Below are 21,303 nucleotides of genomic sequence, written 5' to 3'. Positions count from 1 at the left end.
AATACCTAAAAATGCATTATTTTAAAAAAATAATTTTTTAACAAAAAATAGTAAAAAGAATGCTATATGCAATAATATTTATATGTAGAAATAAATAAAGATTAAAATAATAATAAATTATTATGAATTTTATTATGCATTAAATTAGGTATGTGAATTTAACATGATGAGAAAGAAAAAACTTATTATAGCTATTGAACTTGTTGTTCTAATTGGTTTACTAGCAATGATAGGGGGCTCACTATTTATGGCCGGTCCTGACCTTACAAGTGAAACCAAGAATATACTTGTTTTAGCTTCTGATAAATATGAACAACCTAATGGTGGAGTAGATATGGCATTCATGGTTCGTTTGGAAAACGGATCCCTTAAAAACTATACACCAATATATCCAGGTGGAATGTCACACCCTACACAACCCGCAGCCGCCGATATAGGTGGACGTATGATGCTTCACGATTCGCTTTGGGACGGAGTTGACCAAGGTGTCGAATATGCAAAAGAAATCGTTGAAGCAAATACTGGAATGCATGCAGATGCAGTAGTTATCGTTTACGATGAAGGATTGGATAACATCATTGATTCTATCAGACCATTATACTTCAACGGTAAAGTCTCTAACCTAACCGCTGCAGATATGGTTCGTCAAAACGATGCATATAACGGGTATGCAAGTAATGAAAATGTTCCGGGAAACATGTCCAGAGGAGATGCTGTCATGGAATTAGCAAAAGCACTTGCTAATGTTACAAAAGATCCTGAAAAGAAAAGTACCATGATCAATAAGGCATTAGAAGAATACTCCAAAGGAAACATTATCATGAAACCTGAAGGTTCATTTACAAAACTACTTGCAACAAAAGGTATCGAACAACTAGCAGGTTGATTTATAAAATTTTAATCTTTAAAGAATTTATTTCTTTAAAGAACTTTTTTTATTTAATACATACACATATGTTTAACAAAACAAACATCTTTTTTTAAAATTAGATTGATATAATCAAAAACATGTTTAATTTAATTACATCTATAATCAGTCGACATCTTTTAATGCCTCAACCATATTCAAATCATTTATCTTATCTGAAAACAGCAGATTAACACCAATTGATATTGCAAATGTTATTCCTGCTGTCAAAAGAAGGTTTTCCAATGTCAGTGAAGGAATATAATAAAGAGAATCTCCTGCTGCATTCAGCATCAATGTCATGAAATAGAATCCTACTGGAATTCCCAAAAGATATCCAATAGCTGTAAAAATCAGATTCTGTGTTAGGAGCAGTTTTCTTAATACATTTGTTTTAAAACCCAGAACTTTTAATGTAGCGATTTCTCTTTCCATTTCAGTAAATGACAATATTCCTAAATTGTATATTACCAGAATAGCCAATATTACTGCAACAACCGTGACGACATAAACCATCATCATTACAGATGTTGTCATTTCATCCCAGCTATCCCTCATTTTATCAATGCTTGTAACTGATTTGATAGATTCGTAGTTTTCACCAAACTTGTCAGGAGTCAGTATGTTTGTCGGAGTGAAATTCAATCCCTGATCTTCCAATGTATCAGGAGACATGATTAAACCTTGGGAAATAGGTTCCGCATGAATCTGACCTATTTTTGAAGTTACCCATTCATCGCTTCCGACAATATGCCAATGGATTTCATCACCGATGCCCAGATTGAATTTGTCTGCGAGTTTAGCTGAAATTGAAACATCACCCTCTTTTATTTCAATCTGATTTCTATCGCTATCAGTATAGGATATTAAATCAGTATTGTTTGAAGCTAAAAGCGTTACCGTATCCTCATTATCATTGGCTTTGATTTCAATTGACTGCTGCATGATAAAACTTCCGTTGGTGTCATTTAAAATATAATACAATTCATTTGGATTTGCATTATTGGAAATCTGCAGTTTAGCGCCATAATGAGATATGTCATCATATTCCCATGACTCCAATTCGTTTAGACTGTCATTCATACCGAAAGCGGCGATTAAAAGTGCAACACAACCCATAACTCCAATTATTGCCATCAATGCTCGGAACTTATTTCTTCTTGCATCCCTCCAGTTCCAGCGCAGATTGAAATTCAAATGATTCCATAACCTTGATTTTTCAATAAAACTCTTTGAGGACATGTTCGGAGCTTTTGGCCTCATGGTATTTGCAGGATTTTCCTTTGATATTCTCCTGCATGTGACATATGTAACCATGACTGACAATAACACCAGCAATACTGCAATGTATACAAAACTCATATCAAAGCCCGGTTCCCAGATAGGCATACTGAAACGATTTGTCATTGTTGGATAAAACATCTGTGGAATTATCATAGGTCCTGTAATCAAACCTAAAACCGCACCTGCCAATACAGGCCAGAATGCATAAGATATAAAGTGCAGAATGATTGTGCTGTCTTTAAAACCCACTGCCTTTAATATCCCTATTTGAGTACGCTGATGAGTGACAATCCTTGTCATTGTTGTTAGAAGGGTTAGAAATGTAACCAGGATAAATACAATCGGGAAAACATCCCCTATCATCTTGTGCTGCGCCATTTCATTTGCAAAATTGGAAACACTTAAATGATCCTCTTTTTTGGTAAATGACAAATAGCTTACTGAATCATCCAATTTTTCCTTAAAATCCTCATCAGAAATATTATATTTTACAAGCAATGTATTGTATTCCTGATTTTCAGGATATGCTTCACTTGACAGATATGCAAATCCCATCTGTGAAAAATCGGGTATAAGTGAACTTGGAGATACCTCATATACATATTCCGGAGAATATCCGATTCCTTTAATTTCCTTTTTTAATGTGTGTCCGTTAAATTCGAAGGTGATGTTATCTCCAACATGCAAGTCACGCCCGTCTGCAAAGCGCTTGTCCAGCCATACACCGGAATCATCTGAAGGATTGAAGTCTTCACCTTCAGTCGAATAGAATTTTGAAATCGTTGCGTTTTCTACAAAATTAAGCGTAATGTCGGGATTGTTTTCCATGTCCGCAACAGACTGGACGACAATCTGTCTGTCCGTTTGTGTTGAAAATTCACTTATTTTATCTACTGAAGAATCATCAAAAGTAGTGTTGTAAATCCATCCGTCAGCCAGATTGGTATCTGTGTAAAATGCATTGGAAGTCTGCTCCAATCCGTAGTATTCGGCATAAATCCCCGAGTAAGCGAAAATACCTATAAATGCCATTAGGAATATTGCAATAAACTGTGTTTTATTAAGTTTTATATCCCTCAACATTTTCTTGGACAGTGACATATTATTATTTTGGAAATCAAATATTAAAAAATTTAACTAAATGAAAAAAAGAATAAATTAAATTAAAGAAAATTTGGACATCCTTAAAAATGATTAATCATAATTCACATTAACATTAACGATTTGGCAAATTTAACTTCAATGATATTGCGGATATATATGAACTAATATGAATTAATCAATTTCTGGAAAAGTGAGACCGTTTCATCAACACTCATTTCAGCTTTCTCACTTACTTCCTCAAGATTTGCCTCCCACAGGGAAATCTTTCCCATAGGAGTAACCAGAAATTTGAACTTATGATTATTCTTTACCAAATCTGTTTTAAGCAAGGGATACTCATTCAACAGATCCATATATTTTGACTCACCAGTAACTTCAACCATGATACTCACCACAAATAATAATTTCAAGTTGTAATCTTTAAAGTTTTTGTCACTAAGCGAGTATGAAAAAGGGAAAACAGAATCCTTATTCATTATCTTTCAAGGATTCCACCATATTTAATTTTTTAATTTTACCGGAAAACATCAGATTGACGAGTATTGAAACCACATAGGTAATCAAAAATGTTATCACCAATGTTTTGATTGAAATTGTAGCTTTAAGGTAGAATGAATCTCCCATTGTTCCCCACAGATACTGCAGTGTTTCACGACCCAATGGAACACCAATCAGGAAACCAATTGTTGTAAACCACAGATTTTGTGTTAACAATAGCTTCCTTAGATGAGATGACTTGAAACCTAAAACCTTCAATGTGGCAAATTCCCTTTTAATCTCTGTAAATGACAGCAATCCAAGATTGTACAATACAATGACTGACAGTATTGCCGCAAAAGCTGCAAGAAGATATATTATGCTCATTGAAGATTCCATCATTTCATCCCAACTGTCAGTTAATGAATCCATTGAGAATACTGTTTTTACACCCGTGTAATTATCTTTAACATCCTGAGATGAAATTATACTGGTTTCTGTGTAGTTCAAACCCAAATCATCCAGCTTTTCCTTTGTCAGGATTATTCCCTGAGAGGTCGGATCTGAATGGATGTTATCAATCTTTGTTGAAACCCATTTGTCTGAATCCATTATGTGCCATTTGACAGTGTCACCAACTTTAACATCCAGCAGCTGAGCCATCTTCTTGGATATGGATATCTCATTATCAGAAATGTTTATCGGATTTTTGTTGTCATCTGTCGGAGTATACAGTTCATTGTCATCAAGTACTGTTATAACGCCCGATTTTTTAATGTCGTTTGCCTTTATTTCAATCGATGACTCCATGAATCTTTCGCCGTCAACCTCCTCAACGATATTGTCAATCTGTGATTGGGTGGCATTTTCCTCCAGAACCAGCTTTGATGAATAATGGTTAATATCCTCATATGACCATTCTTTCATCTCATCAAAACCGTCCATGCATCCAAATGAAGCCACAATGATTAATGTGCATGCAAGGACCCCAACAATACTCATTAAAGATCGGAACTTATTCCTTTTAGCATCACGATAGTTCCACCTTACATTGAATGAAGACTTTTTCCAAAAGGAAAACCTCTCAATGAATCCAGTTGTAGTGATTTTTGGAACTTTTGGCCTTATCGCACTTGACGGCGATTCATTTACAATATTTCTGCAGGCGAGATATGAGATAACGGCTGACAGCCCCACCATCAAAACGGAAACTATAATGAAACTCATATCAAATCCGACTATCCAGTTTGGAATTGAATATAAGCTTGACATCTCATCAAACATTATTTGAGGAAGTGTTATAGGTCCGAGGATAAAGCCCAGAATTGTTCCAGCCAGTACCATCCAGAAACCGTATGAGATATAGTGGAACATTATTGTCCTGTTTTTAAATCCTAATGCCTTCAATACACCTATCTGAGTTCTTTGACTGTTGATGATTCTTGTCATTGTTGTGAGAAGTGTCAGCATTGAAATTATGATGAATATAAGTGGAATTACATCTGTCATCATCTGATGCTGTTCGGTTTCATCCTGAAATTCTGCGAAACTCGGATGCTGAGCCCTTGGAAGGAATGAAGAATAATCTCTGTCCAAATCATTGTCAAGCTGTTTTTCATATGCTGAAGAGTTTCCGTCATATTTTACAAGCAGGACATTGTATGGAACCTCATCCATAGGAAATGCCTTATATGACATGTAAGCAAAACCCATCTTGTTATAGTCAGGTATCATGGATGAATCTGAAGTTTGATATAGATGCTCTGGAGAATATCCCAATCCCTTAATTTCCTTTTCAACTTCAATGCCGTTGAATTCGAATGTTATGTTATCTCCGACAGTTAAGTTCTTGGCATCTGCAAAACGGGTATCAAGCCATACCCCTTCACCATCAGAGAGGTTAAATTCACTGCCTTTTACCAAATAAAACTTGGATATGTCTTCATCCTCCAGAAAGTGCAGGGTGATGTCGGGATTATTGTCAAAATCGGCAATCGAGTTTACCACCAGCTGACGCTCAGAGTCCTTTGTCAATGACAGGCTGTTCACATCATCCTGAAAATCACCATTTAAGTTGGAAGCATAAATCCATCCGTCAGCAAGATTTGTTTCATTATAATATTCACCGGCAGTTTCTACAAATCCGAATGATTCAGCACCGAATCCTACAAATACGTAAATACCTAAAAATGCCATTAAAAAAATAGAGATAAATTGAATCTTATGATTCTTTATATCCCTAATCATCTTTTTTGCTAACATTTACTCACCGCTTTTAAGTGATTCAACCATATCCAGCTTCTTGATTTTACGTGAAAACATCAGATTGACGATTATTGACAATGCGAATGTTATCACTGCAGTCAGTATAAAGTTTGAAAGGGATATGGAAGGCAGGATATAAAATGAATCCCCTGATGATTCCCACATTATTGACAGTATCAGATATCCTACAGGAAGACCCAAAATAAATCCAATAGCTGTAAACCATAAGTTCTGTGTTAGAAGGAGCCTTCTAAGAGCACTGCTTTTAAATCCTAAAACTTTCAGTGTTGCAATTTCCCTTTCTATTTCAGTGAATGACAGCAATCCCAAATTATACAGAACAATTACTGCTAAAAGGCATGCGAAAAATATCAATATGTATATTAAAAGCCACATTGACTCGGTAAGCTCATCCCAGCTACTTGTCATGTTTGCCATTGAATTGACTGCCTTAACTCCGTCATAGTCCTTATCCACAGGTTCTGCTGTTACGATACTTGTTGCAGTATAGTTCAAGTCAAGGTCTTCCAGCTTATCTGCAGACATTATGAATCCCTGAGATATCGGGTCTGCATGGATTTTATCAATCTTTGTATTGACCCATTTATCTGAACCCATTATATGCCATTTTACAGTGTCACCTACTTTAACATCAAGCATGTCGGCCATCTTCTGTGATATTGAAACCTCATCGTCAGCGATTTCAACCTTATTCCAGTCATAATCTGTTGGGGTAACCAGCTTAGAATTGTTCAGCACTGTCAGCGAACCTGACTTTTTGCCATTGTCCGATTCAATTTCAATGGCAGATTCCATTAGCTTTTCACCGTTGACCGCTTCGGCAACATCATCAATGACTGATTCAGTTGCATTTTCATCAATCACAAGTTTTGAGTCATAATGATTAATCTGATTGTATTCCCATTCCTTCAAGTCGTTCATTCCATCATACATTCCAAATGCACATACGAGAAGTGCACTGCATCCTATTACACCGATTATTGTCATCAATGCTCTGAACTTATTCCTTTTTGCATCACGCCAGTTCCAGCGAACGTTGAATGATAGACGTTTCCAGATTGACAATTTTTCTAAAAATCCTGAACTGGAAATCTTCGGCACTTTCGGTTTTATTGTATCTGCAGGTTTTTCATCAGAAATGCTTTTTACTGAATAGTATGAAACCGCAAGTGACATAAATACCATCAAAACAGCCACATACACAAAATTCATGCTCCATGCAGGATCCCATGAAGGAAGCTTATATGTTGCACTCATTGAAGGGTAAAAGAGCTGCGGTAATGTCATAGGTCCCAAAATCAATCCCAAAATGGAACCTGCCAGCACCAGCCAGAAGCCATAAGATATGTAATGCAGTATTATTGAACTGTTTTTAAATCCGCTGGCCTTTAAAATTCCTATTTGTGTTCTTTGATGGGCGATTATTCTTGTCATTGTTGTTAAAAGGATTAACATTGCAATCAGAATAAAAACAACTGGGAAAATATCTCCCATCATTCTGTGCTGGTCCATCTCATCGGCAAATTGACTGACACTGGTATGCTCTGACCTTTCAACAAAAGAACTGTAGTAACCATCCATATGATAAGACAGTATGTCATTATAGTTTTCAGGAGTTCCGTCAAACTTGACTTCCAAAACATTATAAGAAATGTTATCCCCAGGAAATGCCTTATAGGACATGTAAGCAAAACCGATTTTGTTGAAATCAGGTATTACTGATGAAGTGGAAGCATGATATACATATTCTGGTGAATATCCTAGACCACGGATTTTCTTTTCTATTTCATAGCCTTCGAATTCAAAGCTGATGTTGTCTCCAACTTTCAGGCCTTTTGCATCTGCAAAGCTCTTGTCGAGCCATACCCCATCACTGTCATTAATATCAAGCTTTTCACCTTCAAGCAGATAGAATTTTGATATTGTGTTGTTTTCAACAAAATGCAGTGTTATATCTGGGTCGTTGCTGAAGTTCGCCACCGAATCCACTACCAACTGCCTTTCCATTTGAGTGGTTGCACCCAATGCATCTACTTGATATAAGAAAATTTCATTTATTCCATAAGAATAAATCCATCCGTCAGCCAGGTTAGTGTCTTCATAAAAGTTATTGACATTAACTTCCAGGCCAACTGATTCTCCGCCGACACCGGCAAAAACAAAAACTCCTAAAAATGCCATTAAAAAAATAGATATAAACTGAGCTTTGTGCTTGGCGATGTCTCTTAACATCTTTCGAGCAAGCATACACTCACCATTCTAAATCAGTGACCTTCTGCGGATTTTCATTGACGACAATATTTTCTATCTGGCCGTTCTTGATTCTGATAACCTTATCAGCGGCTTCAGCCAAAATTGCATTGTGGGTTACAATAATAACAGTGGTATTGTGATTGTTGCTCATATCCTGAAGCAGGTTTAAAATTAAAACACCTGTTTTTGAGTCCAGCGCACCTGTTGGCTCATCACATAAAAGCATTGTAGGCCTTTTAGCTACTGCCCTTGCAATTGATACTCTTTGCTGTTCTCCACCAGACAACTGTGCAGGGAACTGATTTGCATGGTCCCTAAGACCAACTGAGTCAAGGACATTTAATCCATTGATATCCACATCTACAATGTCTTTCATTAGCTCAACATTTTCTAAAGCTGTTAAATTTGGAATCAGATTGTAAAACTGGAAAATGAAACCAACGTTTTTAGCCCTGTAACTTGTAAGCTGATTGTCGTTGAAGGACTCGACATGGCTGCCATTTACGATAATCTGACCTGAAGTAACAGAATCCAAACCCCCCAAAAGGTTTAATAAAGTTGACTTACCCGCACCTGACGGCCCAAGAATTACAACAAATTCCCCTTCTTCAATTGTAAAATTCACATCATCCATAGCTTTTAAAATGTGATCTCCAGATTTATACTCCTTATTCACATTTTTAAATTCAATAATTGTACTCATTAATATTGCCTTCTTATTTAATTTTTTTAATCATTATAATATATATTTTATAAACTATTTAAATTTAGGTACTCCTAAAAATTATTTTGAATTATTGTAATATTGTTAACTTGTTTTGAATTATTATAAACAAGTAAAAAGCCGACAGTAAAAAAAGAAAATCATGCTAATTTATCATTAGCAATCATTTAAGAAAAACTCTTTAAGCTTTTCTTCATTTATTTTATAGTTACCTATTATTTTTCCATTTTCAAAATGCAAAATATGAGAACATACTTCCATTATAAGTTCATAATCATGAGTAATAATAAATGAAGTAATCCCAAGGCTTTGAAGATATTTTAAGTTCTCACTGACTTTCATCATATTTTTCAAATCCAAACCGCTTGTCGGCTCATCAAAAATAAGCAGTTCCTTTCCGGAAGCAATAGCTGAAGCAATAGCTACTCTCTGCTTTTCACCACCAGACAATGCCATCGGATGGGCGTCTTTGAGATGAATTAAATTTAGATTTGTGAGAATTTCTTCAGCTCTTTTGATATCCTCTTCATCCATGCTCAGAAGAACTTCATCAAGAACACTTTCTGTGAACAACTGATGATTTACATCCTGCATTACCATATAAGTTTTTTTAAGCCTATCCTTTCTTTTTAAAGCTTTGCCGTCAGAAATCAATTCACCTTTGCATGACCTTTTAAGGCCGCATAAACAGTTTGCAAATGTGGATTTTCCGGCTCCGTTCTTACCTATAATTGCAATAATTTCATTTTTTGGGATTTTAACATCGTCAATATCCAAAATTTGGGTCTTTCCATAGCTGAACTTAAATTTTTTAAGTTCCAAAAATTCATTTTTTGAAGAATAATATTCCTTCCTTTTACTTGCAATATTTTCCAGATTAAGCTGTCTTAAACCTAAATCCCTGTGATTGGCCTGTTTAAATTCTTCAAGTGACCATTCATTGGCAATACGTCCATTTTTTAAAAACAGAACCCTGTCAACAACATCCCCTAAAAAGAACAGTTTATGTTCTGCTATGATTACTGTTTTTCCCTGATTTTTCCAGTTTTTGATTATATCCTCCAAATCCCAACTGGACTTTGAGTCCAGATTAGATGAGGGCTCATCAAGAATCAGAATATCCGGATTAACGGTAGATACTGATGCGCAGGCAATTTTCTGCTTTTCACCACCGGACAGTTTGAAAATGCTCTTGTCCAAAAGATGATTTATTTTAAAATCATCCATAACATAATCAAGTCGTTTTCTTATCTCATCAACGTCCATAGAGAGATTTTCACATCCGAAAACAATTTCGCTGGTCGTGTCGACATTAAAAAATTGTGTTTTTGGGTTTTGAAAAACAGACCCTATATGCTTTGAAATTTCATGAATCGGCATTTCGCCTATTTCATCATCATTTAAATAAACATCCCCTTCCCTTTTACCGTCAAAGAAATTTGGAATCAACCCATTTAAAAAACGAGTTATTGTTGTTTTGCCGCAACCTGATTCACCGCAAAGAAGTATCACTTCACCTTTTTTGACACTGAGATTAACATCACTTAAATTTTTATCGCTAGCGTAAGAAAATGAAACATTATCCATCCTAAGCAATCAAAACACCTCTTATGAAATTATATGCATAAATTCCAAAGCCCATTATTGAAATAGCCAAAAACAAAAAATCCCATTTTGTGAAATTAACTTGAACCAGATGAGTTCTTTTTTCTGGATTACCCAATCCTCTTGTAAGAGAAGCCGCTGAAAGTTCATCTGCAGTCTTTACCGCACTTATAAGGATTGGAATCATATAAAATTCAATTAATTTTAATGGGTTTTTTAGGGATTTAACCGTTAGTCCGAATCCTCTCATTTTCATTGCATTTGTAATTGACCTTATCTCTTCAATAACTGATGGGATATATCTGAAAATAACTGAAATTGGAATGGAAATGTCTTTAGGAATATTGCTCTTTTCCATTGAAGCTATAAATTCGCTTACTTTTGTAGTGATTATAGTATAATATCCCATCATAATTATCGGCAACATTCTTGAAGCAGTGTAGCTGAAAGTAATCAGCAATATTGCTAAAATTCCTGTTGCAGTAGGGAGAATGTTAATTTGAATATATTTAGCTAAAATATACAATAAAATGTATATTAAAGCAGATTTTTTATGATTTGAAAAAAATAGGCAAATAAATGGAATTAAAACTAATAATCCGCTGACATATATGGAAGTATCATTAAAAACCATGAAACTTATTAATGCAAGAATAATTATCTTGGTTCTAGGGTCCAATTTAAAGCTTAGTTCCAATCCCATAATATCGCCTTATGCAATTCCTGCCTTTTCAAAATGTTTTTTCAAAACGATTTTACCGACATATGCACTGCAGATTCCAACTATGAATGTTACAATTATCAATACAATCAACATTTCATTGGTTAAAAACGGCAGGATTACATTTACATAGTCTGATCCCATTGATGCACGGATTGACTCCACAAAGTAATCTCTTAAGATGAAAAACGGAAGCATGTTTCCAAATACTCCTAAAATGAAAACACCATGACTTACAATGGAGTGTTTTATTGAAGAGTAATTTCCCATTTTAAGGATTAAGTCTGCTACAAATGCACATAAGGTAAATACTATGATTGGAATCCAAGTATGGCCGCTTAAAAACATTATGATTCCTAAAATCAAACCCATTAATGTAACCATTCCAAACTTGTTTACCCTTGTTAAAAACAGCATGTACGGGATTCCACAAACCAATGCGGCAATTATCGGCAGACCTATCATCAATATTGGAACATAACCCAGCATGCCGCATACAAATACTAAAACAATCATTATCACTGAAAATATACCTACAGTGATTAAATCTTTTACTTCAAATCTTTCGCTCATTGAAATTTCCTCCTAAATTTTTTATTGTGTAATGAGAATCAAAGGGAGAATTATATTTTCCATTCTCCACTTAAGTTTTGCAAATCGACCATCCTTTTAAACAGTCCATCATTAGCTATCAGTTCGTCAGGAGAACCCTGCTCTGCAATTCTTCCATCATCCAAAACAACAATCTTGTCGGCATTGGCGATTGTACGCATTCTGTGTGCAATGATGATTACTGTTTTGTTTTTGATTAGCTCAGAGAGTGCCTTTTGGATTTTTGATTCGTTTTCAACATCCAAAAATGATGTGGCTTCATCCAACAGAATTACATTGGCATCCTTTAGAAGTGCCCTTGCAATGGATATCCTCTGTCTCTGGCCGCCTGACAACAGCTCTCCGTTTTCACCGATTACTGTATTGTATCCGTCAGGAAGCTTGGCTACAAATTCATCACATTCTGCAAGTTTAGCTGCTTGGATAACCTCCTCATCAGTTGCATCCTTTCTTCCGACACGAATATTTTCCAGAATGGTATTGTTAAAGAGAATTACATCCTGGAAAACAATTGAGAAGTTTTCCAGAAGTTTTTCTGAATCCAGTTTGGACAGATTCTGACCGCCCAGGCAGACCTCACCTGAAACGGGATCCCAAAATCTCGCTGCAAGTTTTGAAACTGTTGATTTACCGCCTCCTGACGGTCCGACAAGAGCTGTCACTTCGCCCTGACGTGCAGTAAATGAGATATCTGTCAGCACGTCCTTTAAATCATCGTAATTGAAATTGACGTTTTTGAATTCAACATCATATCCGTCCAGAGTGTAATCGGTTAATCCTCCTTCAACAACAAGGCTTTCGATTTCCTGGGCCCTTGCAATCTTATTGTCCATCATCAATATTTCTGCTAAAAACATCAGACCGTTTTCCAGAGGTGAATAAACGGTTGCAGAAGCTATCAGGAATATCAATAGTGTGAAAATTGATACCTGTGAGTTTAAAATTAGGTATGAACCTAAAAGGATTACTGAAACTATTCCAAGGTTTAAAACTACTTTACCTGTAATGACACCTGCAGCAGACATCAGTTCTGATTTAAGTCTTGACTTTTCGATTATGGATGTAAGGCCGCTTATTTTGCCGTAGTATTCTTCTTCATAGTTGTATGATTTCAAGTCCCTTATGGATTCAATGCATTCCTGCATTGCATCTCCGCAGTTGAGCAAATCCTTTAGCACCAAATCTCCGCCTTTATAGATGAGTCCTTTTGAGACATACAATATGACAAATGCGACGGGAACTACCCACAGGAGCGCTATAGCAAGTCTCCAGTCAAATACAAACATTCCTACAGAAACCAGACACAGGGAAAATATGGAACCAAGCAATTGTGGAACCGCATGTGAAAAGACATGCTCCAAATCAGTACAGTCATTCATTATTGTTGAGGTCAAATCTGCAAGGTCCCTGTTTTCAAAAAATGACAGAGGCAGTTTTCTCAAGTTTTCACCAAGATTGACTCTTCTGTTTTCACTTTCAACATAGGTGGTGTTGAAAACGAAATGATACTGTTTCCAAGCAAATGCAAATATTATTCCTAAAACAATCAGTATCAGCAGTATAAACATTCCAAGATTCGGTTCGATTATCTCGCCGCCTGTTAATGGCTCAATCCACATATAGATTAAAAGGGCGTATAATCCTACAGGAAACATGAATGAGATGTCAACAAGCATTGTGTAAACAATTCCCTTGATTAAGTTATCTGATCCGTCTTTTGTAAGTCCGAATCTTTTCTGGAAAAATTCAGATATCATTATATCGCCTCGCTTTTTACTTTCCACTGTATGGATTGGTTGAATTCATCCCACATTCTTGAATAAAGTCCATTTTCCTCAACCAATGAGTCATGATTTCCTTCTTCGACAATTCTTCCGCTGTCAACAACGTAAATCTTATCAACGTTTCTGACTGTTGACAGCCTGTGTGCTATCATGATTACAGTCTTGTCTTTGGTAATTTCAGAAATCGCCTTTTGAATCAGGTATTCGTTTTCAGGGTCAGCCAGTGCTGTTGCTTCATCGAGAATAATGATAGGAGCGTCTTTCAGTATTGCCCTTGCAAGTGCAATTCTCTGCTGCTGGCCTCCTGAAAGATAGGTTCCTTCGCTTCCGATAACCGTATCGATTCCATCTGGAAGCTCGTCGATAATGTCATCGCATTGGGCAAGGCTCAGTGCCTTTTTGACATCATCCCTTGAAGCGCCTTTTCGGCCTATTGCCACGTTATTGTAAATTGAATCCTTGAACAGTGTAGTGTTCTGGAATACGAATGAGATGTTTTCCATAAGTTCCTTTGTCGAGATGTCCCTTACATCCACATCACCGACCTTGATTGAACCTTCTTTAACGTCCCAGAATCTTGGAATCAATGATGCAATTGTGGTTTTTCCACCTCCTGAAGGTCCGACCAGTGCAACAGAATCGTTTTCATCAATCTTAAGATTTACATCATTCAGGATGTGTTCATCTGAGTCTGTATCATCATAGTCAAAATAGACTCCTTCAAATGAAATTGAATGGTTTTTAGGCTTTTGAGGGTTAGCTGCCTCTGGAAGAGGTTCTTCATTTAGAATAGCTTCAATGCCGTCCAGTGCATAGCTTGCCATCATCCAATCCTGTGAAACTGTCATTATCCTGTTCATCATCACTGCACATATTGGAGTGAATATTACGTAAAACATGAAATTGGCAAAGAATTTTACATCCACAAGGGATCCTGCAAGAAGTATTCCTGCCGGGATCAGCAATGCGAAAAATCCGTTGATTGATACTGTAAATGCAGTCATCGGAAGCTGTGTGGACAGTGAATATTCTGCTGAGAATTTACCGTAGTTTCTTATTGCTGTTATGAAGTTTTTAAATGAATAGACACTTTGCTGAAATGCTTTGGTAACAGGTATTCCCCTTACATATTCCACCGCTTCGCCGTTCATCTTTTCAAGATACATCTGATATTCAGCCATGATATTCTGGGATTCCTTTGAAAACATAGGATACATGAAAAGGAAACATAATATTATCGGAATAAGACAAACCACTCCCAAAATCCAGTCAAAACTGAAGAGCAATATTAAAAATGCTATTGGAGTTATAATGGCTCCGGTAAGGTCAAACAGCTGGTGGGCCAGAAATGTTTCGGTTTTTGCAGTTGAATAGTCAATTACCTTTCTAAGTCCACCGCTTGTGTGGTTTGAAAAGTATCCAAGGGGGAGTTTGAGCAGGTGTTTTACTGCTGCATCTTTCATGTTCTTTTCATTTTTAAATGCTGATAAGTGTGTTCCCATCAATCCGCAGAAGTTTAGTGCTATTCCCAAAACTGCAAAAAGGAATGCATTGAATGCATATTCTCCCAGGTTTTGGGCTTTTGTGAAATCTGAGGCGACTGCCAATAATGCATTAACCACATCCCAGATATAAATGAATGGAATCAATAAACATATAGCACTTAAAGCTGATAATACCATCCCAATGATGGATAAATACTTATAGTTACCAGAAAAATTAAGTAATCGTATAAATTTATTTTTATTTTGAATTTTTGACATTTAAATCTCCTAATAAGTTAATTTAGGCATACCTAAAAAATTAAAACTAATCTAAAAAGACAAAATACTAAAATCGCTTAAAAAATAAATAAAAGACAAATTTAAAGTAATTTTGTTAAAATTAATTAGATAAACCAATATTCAATTTAAAGTATGAATAAAATTAGTATATAAATATTTTTGAACTGAAAAGGCGAATAATATACCAAAAAGACAAAACATTATTTTCTAAATTCAGAAGGTGTGCATCCTATATAATCCTTGAATGCCTGGGTAAATTTTGACGGTGATGAATAACCCACCCTTTTTGAAATTTCAGAAATTGTCAGCTCATCCTGTTCAATTAATTTACAGGCATAATCAAGCCGGTACTCCTTTCTCCAGCGGAAAATTGGCTTTCCATAAACTTCCCTGAAACAGCTTTTAAGTGATGTTTTGCTGATTCTATATTTTGAGGCCAGCTCATCAATGGTTATTTGACTTTCCAGATCATTTATTAAATCATTTTTAACGTTTTCAACTATATTCGCCTGTTTTCTTGAAAGAGACAGTTTATCATTGTCCCTAAACTCAGTAATGGAGAAAAACAGCATCAGTTCAATGCATTTCAATCTGAAATAATCCAGTTTAATTCGCTCATCAACATCATAAAGCTCACCTATAACATGGTCAATCCTCTCGTTTGATCTGATTAAAACATAACCGTTGCTTTTCTTCAAACCTTCATAAAACTCAACTATATCAAAATCAGGAAGATATCTTTTGATGGATTCATTTGCAACATCAATGTCCATGAAAATCTCCAAACCCTTATAATATCCCAGTGGAAAATCTGAAACAGATTTTGTAACATCAGATATGCTTATGCACAAATCCCCTTTTTCAAAGTATATTATTCTGTCATCTCCAACCTGATAGGCATATCTGCCGGAAGCACAGTGGTTGATTTCAAGCATCCTTGATGAAATGTTATCCTCGAAAAAAACATTTTCCATATTTTCAATGTGCATATCAATATAAGACAAAATTATTCCCGTAAATATTGAATAGGTTTCCATTTTACCGTATTCGCCATTTTTACCAAGTTCAACTACCTTTTTTATTCCTTTATCTATAATATTGAAATCAGAAACAAGAATATCATCAAACATGTTGTAGAGATTTTCATTCATGAGAATAATTTTGAGTTCTATTTTATTTAAAATGAACAGAAACAATACATATAAATCATTTCAAAACAAAAAGTTATATTATAATAAAATATTACAGGGAAATGTAAATGTCATTTAAAAAAGATGAAATGTTAATAATGCCTGCAGTAGACATTAAGAATGGAAAATGCGTGCAGCTTGTTCAGGGCGAACCTGGAAGTGAAATGGTTGAAATAGAAAATCCTGAAAAAGTTGCTAAGCATTGGGAAGATTTGGGAGCTAAAAATATCCATGTTATTGATTTGGATGGAACCATCAACGGAGTTGCAAGCTTTGATATTATCAAAAAAATATTGAATGAAGTATCCGTTCCAATCCAGCTTGGAGGAGGAATCAGAAGCCTTGAATATGCCCGCCAACTATTGGACCTTGACATTGAAAGGCTAATCATCGGAACTATGGGAATTCAGCATCCTGAAACCATTACAAAACTAGCAGAAGAATACGGCTCTGAAAGAATAATGATTTCCCTTGACAGCAAGGACAACAAAGTTGTTATTAAAGGCTGGCAGGAAAAGATAGACAAAAACCCTGTTGAGCTTTCAGCCGAGTTCAAGGAACATGGAGCAGGCAGCATCCTATTTACAAATGTTGACGTTGAAGGCCTTTTAGGCGGATTTTACACAGACCCTGTAGAAGAGCTGAAAAAATCAGTGGATTTACCTATTGTTTATTCAGGCGGAATCACCACAATAGACGACATAAAAAAGTTGAATGAAAGTGGTGTTGAAGGAATTGTTATCGGTTCCGCCCTTTATAAAAATAAAATTGATTTAACTGAAGCTTTAAAATATCAAAAGAGGATAATATAATGAAAGTAATGGCGACCGGAACATTCGATATACTTCATCCTGGACACGGAGTTTACCTGGAAGAGTCCAAAAAACTTGGAGGAGAAGATGCTGAGCTTTATGTTGTTGTAGCAAGAGATGCTACTGTTGAGAGAAGAAAAAGAGTGCCTATCGTTGGTGAAGATCAAAGATTGGAGTTAATCAAAATGATGAAACCAGTAACTGATGCGTTTTTAGGCGATGCAAATGGAGATGTGTTCAAAATCGTTAGAGAAATAGACCCCGACATCATTACCGTTGGCGCTGACCAAAATCATGATATTGATAAATTGCAAGCCGCCATAGACAAAAGAGGCCTTAAAGCTAAAGCAGTACGAATTGAAAAATATAGAGATTGTCAGCTGGACAGCAGTTGTAAAATCATTAGAAAAATTCAAAATACCGATTTTAAAGGAAAAATTATGGATCATTGTGAAGATTAAGGAGATTATTATATGTTTAAAGTAGCTATTATTGGAGCAAGTGGATATACAGGTGGAGAACTTTTAAGAATGCTTTTAAACCATCCTGAAGTTGAAGTGACAGACATTACATCAAGACAATATGATGGAACCCCAGCACATAAAATCCATCCACACGTAAGGGATTCAGGACTTGTATTTACAAACAAAAGCCCATCCGACTTGGATGTTGACGTTGCATTTACCGCAACACCACACGGAGCATCAATGAAGATTGTTCCAGAACTTTTGGATGCCGGAATGAAAGTGGTTGACTTGAGCGGAGACTACAGGTACAGAGATACTGCAGTCTATGAAAAATGGTACGGAATGGAACACACCGACAGCAAAAACAAAGGTGCATTCGGACTGCCTGAACTGTACAGGGACGAAATCAAAAAATCAGACCTTGTAGCTAACCCAGGATGCTTCCCAACAGGCGCAATCCTGTCATCATATCCGTTGGTTAAAAACAACCTGGTCGATAGAATCATCATAGATTCAAAAACAGGAGTAAGCGGAGCCGGAGTTAAAGCATCTGCAACTACACATTACCCAAACATTGCAGACAACGTGAACCCTTACAAAATTTCATCACACAGGCACATGTCCGAAATCCAGCAGGAACTCCACGGATTTGAAGATGTAAAAGTATCATTTACACCACATCTGGTTCCGGTCATCAGAGGAATCCAGACCACAAGCCACAGCTTCTTAAATGATGATAATATTGACATTACCCCTGAAGAAATCAGGAAACTTTACGAAAATGAATACGGAGAAGAATTCTTTATCAAGCTTATGGATGAAGGTGAAATTCCACACCTAAGTTCCGTGAGAGGATCAAACTTCGTCCACATCGGAGGATTTGAAATAGACGAAACCGGAAGACTTGTGATGCTTTCCGCAATCGACAACCTGGTAAAAGGTGCATCAGGTCAGGCCATACAGAACATGAACATTATCCTCGGCATTGACGAAACATTAGGTTTGACTCATCTAGGTCTTCATCCTTAAAAATGAAAGGTGATTGAAATGAAAAGAATAATAGTCTATTATTCACTTGGAGGAAAAACCGATTTGGTGGCTAAAACATTAGCCCAAAAGCTGAATGCAGACTTGGTTAGAATCCACGATTTGAAAAAACGTGACGGTTTTGGAAACAGACTTATTTCCTCAATCAATGCATTCAGGGAATCAAAAACAAACATTACTCCCTCCAATGTTGATTTGACACAGTATGACACAATATACTTCGGCACACCGACATGGTCCGGAAATCCTACCCCAGCAATATTGACAATAATCGACAGATGCAACCTTACAAAAAAGGATGTTGTCCTGTTTGCCACAATGGACAGCAACCGTGGTGAAACAAACATTAAAAGACTTGAAGAAAAGGTCAAAATGCGTGGAGCAAGAGTTATTGAAAGCTTTACACTTGCAACCAAAAACAAAACACCAAAACAGATTATTAATGATACCGAAGCTATTATAGAAATTAAAGATTTGAAAATGTATTAGGTGGGATTCATGACTAAAAAAGACAAAACAGAATTGAAAATCAAGGCTATTGAAAACGGAACCGTGATAGACCACATCACTGCAAACAAATCGTTGCATATTCTCAAAATTCTCGGACTTCCAAATTCCGAAGTTATAAATGTTACAGTAGCTATGAATGTCTCATCAAGTGAAATTGGAAGAAAGGACATCTTGAAAATTGAAAACAGAGAATTATACCACACAGAACTCAATCAGGTTGCATTAATCGCTCCAAATGCTACAATAAACATTATCAGAGATTTTGAACCTGTTAAAAAGTATAAGATTTCACTTCCAGACAAGATTACATCCATCATCAAGTGCACAAATCCGAAATGCATTACAAATTATGAAAATGAACCTATAACACCTAAATTTAATGTTATTGAAAAATACCCACCTGTCGTCAGGTGCCATTACTGTGAAAAATTAATTAAAACAGAAGATATCGAAAAGCAATTCGAATAATCTTCCTATTTATTTTTTATTATATAATCTGCCAATCTTTTAGCCAATGCAAGTATTGTCAGAATAGGTGGTTTTCCAGGAGATATCGGAAGCACACTTGCATCACAGACAAATAAGTTGCTGATACCGGTTTCAAGATTGCTGTCAACCACATCACCTATTTTTGCGGTTCCACCAGGATGGGCTCCCCTATAGAATGTTGAACCAATAGTGGTCGGGTCAACCCCTGCCTTTTCCAGAATCATTCCTGCAGTAGCCACCCCTTCAGCCAGATATCTGATGTCTTCAATTGTATTTTCCTTGAAAATGGATCCGTCATTATATATTTTACCTTTACATTCATCAGGAGTTTTTACCATTATTGAAAGGATATCCTTATCCTCAACGTCATCATATACTATGTTTTGTCTGATGAAAGATGAAAAGTGAGGTGACAAAACGAAGTTTTTACCGACAACCAGCCCTGCCATCTGTACTTCAGTATTGAAATTGATGTCCTTGAGATATCCTCCGACAGTTACGAATGGATCTATAAACAGTTCCTCTCCCGCATCAATTCCGGTTTGCCTTAAAATCAAAGTAGAGCCTATGGCTCCTGCAGCCAATATTACAATATCATCCCTCATGACTTTTCGTTCACCATCTTTAACATAGACAATACCATGTGCCTCAACATCCTTCAGTGAAACTGAAAGAACCTCAGCATCAGTTATCAGAGTTGCTCCTGCTTCAACGGCTTCGTCAACAAAGTCCTTACCTGACCATTTTGCATCTGCAGGACATCCGAATGCGCACCTTCCACATTGAATGCAGTCCTCTTCCCGGATTGCCTTCGGCATTTTCATGGTTTTAAGGCCAAGTTCATTAGCGGCATCCAAAAACAGCTGTGTTCCTTTACCTATATGTGAATCGTCAAGGTCATGCACGTTCAGCAAATCTTCAACATATTCATAGGCCTCAGTCAGGTCAATGCCGTAATCGAGTAGTTCGCTGTCAAGAGCCCTTACCATATTCGACATCGACACAATTGTTGAGCCGCCAATACAGGTTGTTGTAAGCAAATCAACTCCCTTATTGTATGCATCATAATAGTTAAAAGCATCTTTGGACTTTATATATGGTCCTTTTTCAAAAATTGTAACGTTAATTCCATTTTTTGCAAGTTCACGAGCTATAATTCCCCCACCGGCACCTGTGCCTACAACTATAACCATCACATCACCTTAATTCATTAAACATATCTGAATTAATATTTTGATTTACTAGTA

General features: G+C 36.2%; 18 protein-coding genes. 6 read left to right on the top strand and 12 right to left on the bottom strand.

The features are described from left to right. The first annotated feature begins 163 nt into the window (after window positions 1–163). The gene (locus tag ACKI2P_RS04980) at window positions 164–886 is read left to right on the top strand and encodes a DUF4012 domain-containing protein (RefSeq protein WP_407375578.1); all 723 of its coding nucleotides are present in this window, start codon (window positions 164–166) and stop codon (window positions 884–886) included. A 147-nt stretch (window positions 887–1,033) separates the two neighbouring features. Here the strand turns inward: ACKI2P_RS04980 and ACKI2P_RS04975 are convergent, their stop codons facing one another. From ACKI2P_RS04975 to ACKI2P_RS04925, 11 genes are all read right to left on the bottom strand, one after another. Then, complete coding sequence (locus ACKI2P_RS04975) at window positions 1,034–3,223, bottom strand: FtsX-like permease family protein (RefSeq protein WP_407375576.1); 2,190 nt, start codon at window positions 3,221–3,223, stop codon at window positions 1,034–1,036. A 233-nt stretch (window positions 3,224–3,456) separates the two neighbouring features. Continuing rightward, window positions 3,457–3,678 carry a hypothetical protein gene (locus ACKI2P_RS04970; RefSeq protein ID WP_407375574.1) on the bottom strand — a complete coding sequence of 74 codons (222 nt, stop codon included), beginning with the start codon at window positions 3,676–3,678 and terminating at the stop codon, window positions 3,457–3,459. Between the two features lie 85 nt (window positions 3,679–3,763). Next, entirely contained in the window at window positions 3,764–6,034 is a 2,271-nt protein-coding gene (locus ACKI2P_RS04965; protein WP_407375572.1) for an ABC transporter permease, read from the bottom strand. Further along, the gene (locus ACKI2P_RS04960) at window positions 6,035–8,305 is read right to left on the bottom strand and encodes an ABC transporter permease (protein ID WP_407375570.1); all 2,271 of its coding nucleotides are present in this window, start codon (window positions 8,303–8,305) and stop codon (window positions 6,035–6,037) included. It abuts the gene before it with no gap. Window positions 8,306–8,309: 4 nt separating this feature from the next. After that, complete coding sequence (locus ACKI2P_RS04955; protein ID WP_407375568.1) at window positions 8,310–9,014, bottom strand: ABC transporter ATP-binding protein; 705 nt, start codon at window positions 9,012–9,014, stop codon at window positions 8,310–8,312. A 177-nt stretch (window positions 9,015–9,191) separates the two neighbouring features. Beyond that, window positions 9,192–10,631, bottom strand: coding sequence for an ABC transporter ATP-binding protein (locus ACKI2P_RS04950; RefSeq protein ID WP_407375567.1), 1,440 nt, complete (start codon window positions 10,629–10,631; stop codon window positions 9,192–9,194). After that, window positions 10,624–11,343 carry an energy-coupling factor transporter transmembrane component T gene (locus ACKI2P_RS04945; protein ID WP_407375565.1) on the bottom strand — a complete coding sequence of 240 codons (720 nt, stop codon included), beginning with the start codon at window positions 11,341–11,343 and terminating at the stop codon, window positions 10,624–10,626. The genes ACKI2P_RS04950 and ACKI2P_RS04945 overlap by 8 nt, the downstream gene beginning before the upstream one ends. Before the next feature lie 9 nt (window positions 11,344–11,352). Beyond that, window positions 11,353–11,934 carry an MptD family putative ECF transporter S component gene (locus ACKI2P_RS04940; RefSeq protein ID WP_407375563.1) on the bottom strand — a complete coding sequence of 194 codons (582 nt, stop codon included), beginning with the start codon at window positions 11,932–11,934 and terminating at the stop codon, window positions 11,353–11,355. Window positions 11,935–11,984: 50 nt separating this feature from the next. Continuing rightward, on the bottom strand, window positions 11,985–13,730 hold the full coding sequence (locus ACKI2P_RS04935; RefSeq protein WP_407375559.1) for an ABC transporter ATP-binding protein: 1,746 nt from the start codon (window positions 13,728–13,730) through the stop codon (window positions 11,985–11,987). Next, complete coding sequence (locus ACKI2P_RS04930) at window positions 13,730–15,520, bottom strand: ABC transporter ATP-binding protein (RefSeq protein WP_407375557.1); 1,791 nt, start codon at window positions 15,518–15,520, stop codon at window positions 13,730–13,732. Before ACKI2P_RS04930 ends, ACKI2P_RS04935 begins: the two co-directional genes overlap by 1 nt. 221 nt (window positions 15,521–15,741) lie before the next feature. Then, window positions 15,742–16,692, bottom strand: a complete 951-nt coding sequence (locus ACKI2P_RS04925; protein ID WP_407375555.1) for a helix-turn-helix domain-containing protein — start codon at window positions 16,690–16,692, stop codon at window positions 15,742–15,744. A 107-nt stretch (window positions 16,693–16,799) separates the two neighbouring features. Here ACKI2P_RS04925 and hisA point away from each other — a divergent pair, with 107 nt between their 5' ends. From hisA to pyrI, 5 genes are read left to right on the top strand one after another with little or no spacing between them, the layout of a single operon-like run. Next, window positions 16,800–17,543: a 1-(5-phosphoribosyl)-5-[(5-phosphoribosylamino)methylideneamino]imidazole-4-carboxamide isomerase gene (hisA, locus tag ACKI2P_RS04920; protein ID WP_407375553.1), complete on the top strand. Its 744-nt coding sequence runs from the start codon at window positions 16,800–16,802 to the stop codon at window positions 17,541–17,543. Next, entirely contained in the window at window positions 17,540–18,004 is a 465-nt protein-coding gene (locus tag ACKI2P_RS04915) for an adenylyltransferase/cytidyltransferase family protein (RefSeq protein WP_407375580.1), read from the top strand. The genes hisA and ACKI2P_RS04915 overlap by 4 nt, the downstream gene beginning before the upstream one ends. Window positions 18,005–18,016: 12 nt before the next feature. Then, on the top strand, window positions 18,017–19,039 hold the full coding sequence (gene argC / locus ACKI2P_RS04910) for an N-acetyl-gamma-glutamyl-phosphate reductase (protein WP_407375551.1): 1,023 nt from the start codon (window positions 18,017–18,019) through the stop codon (window positions 19,037–19,039). Window positions 19,040–19,057: 18 nt separating this feature from the next. After that, window positions 19,058–19,546 carry a flavodoxin family protein gene (locus tag ACKI2P_RS04905; RefSeq protein WP_407375549.1) on the top strand — a complete coding sequence of 163 codons (489 nt, stop codon included), beginning with the start codon at window positions 19,058–19,060 and terminating at the stop codon, window positions 19,544–19,546. Window positions 19,547–19,555: 9 nt separating this feature from the next. Next, on the top strand, window positions 19,556–20,035 hold the full coding sequence (pyrI, locus tag ACKI2P_RS04900) for an aspartate carbamoyltransferase regulatory subunit (RefSeq protein ID WP_407375547.1): 480 nt from the start codon (window positions 19,556–19,558) through the stop codon (window positions 20,033–20,035). A gap of 5 nt (window positions 20,036–20,040) precedes the next feature. Here pyrI and ACKI2P_RS04895 read toward each other — a convergent pair whose 3' ends face one another. After that, on the bottom strand, window positions 20,041–21,249 hold the full coding sequence (locus ACKI2P_RS04895; protein ID WP_407375545.1) for a GMC family oxidoreductase N-terminal domain-containing protein: 1,209 nt from the start codon (window positions 21,247–21,249) through the stop codon (window positions 20,041–20,043). Window positions 21,250–21,303 lie beyond the last annotated feature (54 nt).

It is taken from the genome of Methanobrevibacter sp. (assembly GCF_045541095.1).
GTDB lineage: Archaea > Methanobacteriota > Methanobacteria > Methanobacteriales > Methanobacteriaceae > Methanocatella.
The sequence above is the reverse complement of the archived record's forward strand: the minus strand, read 5'-3'. Positions and strand labels throughout refer to the sequence as shown.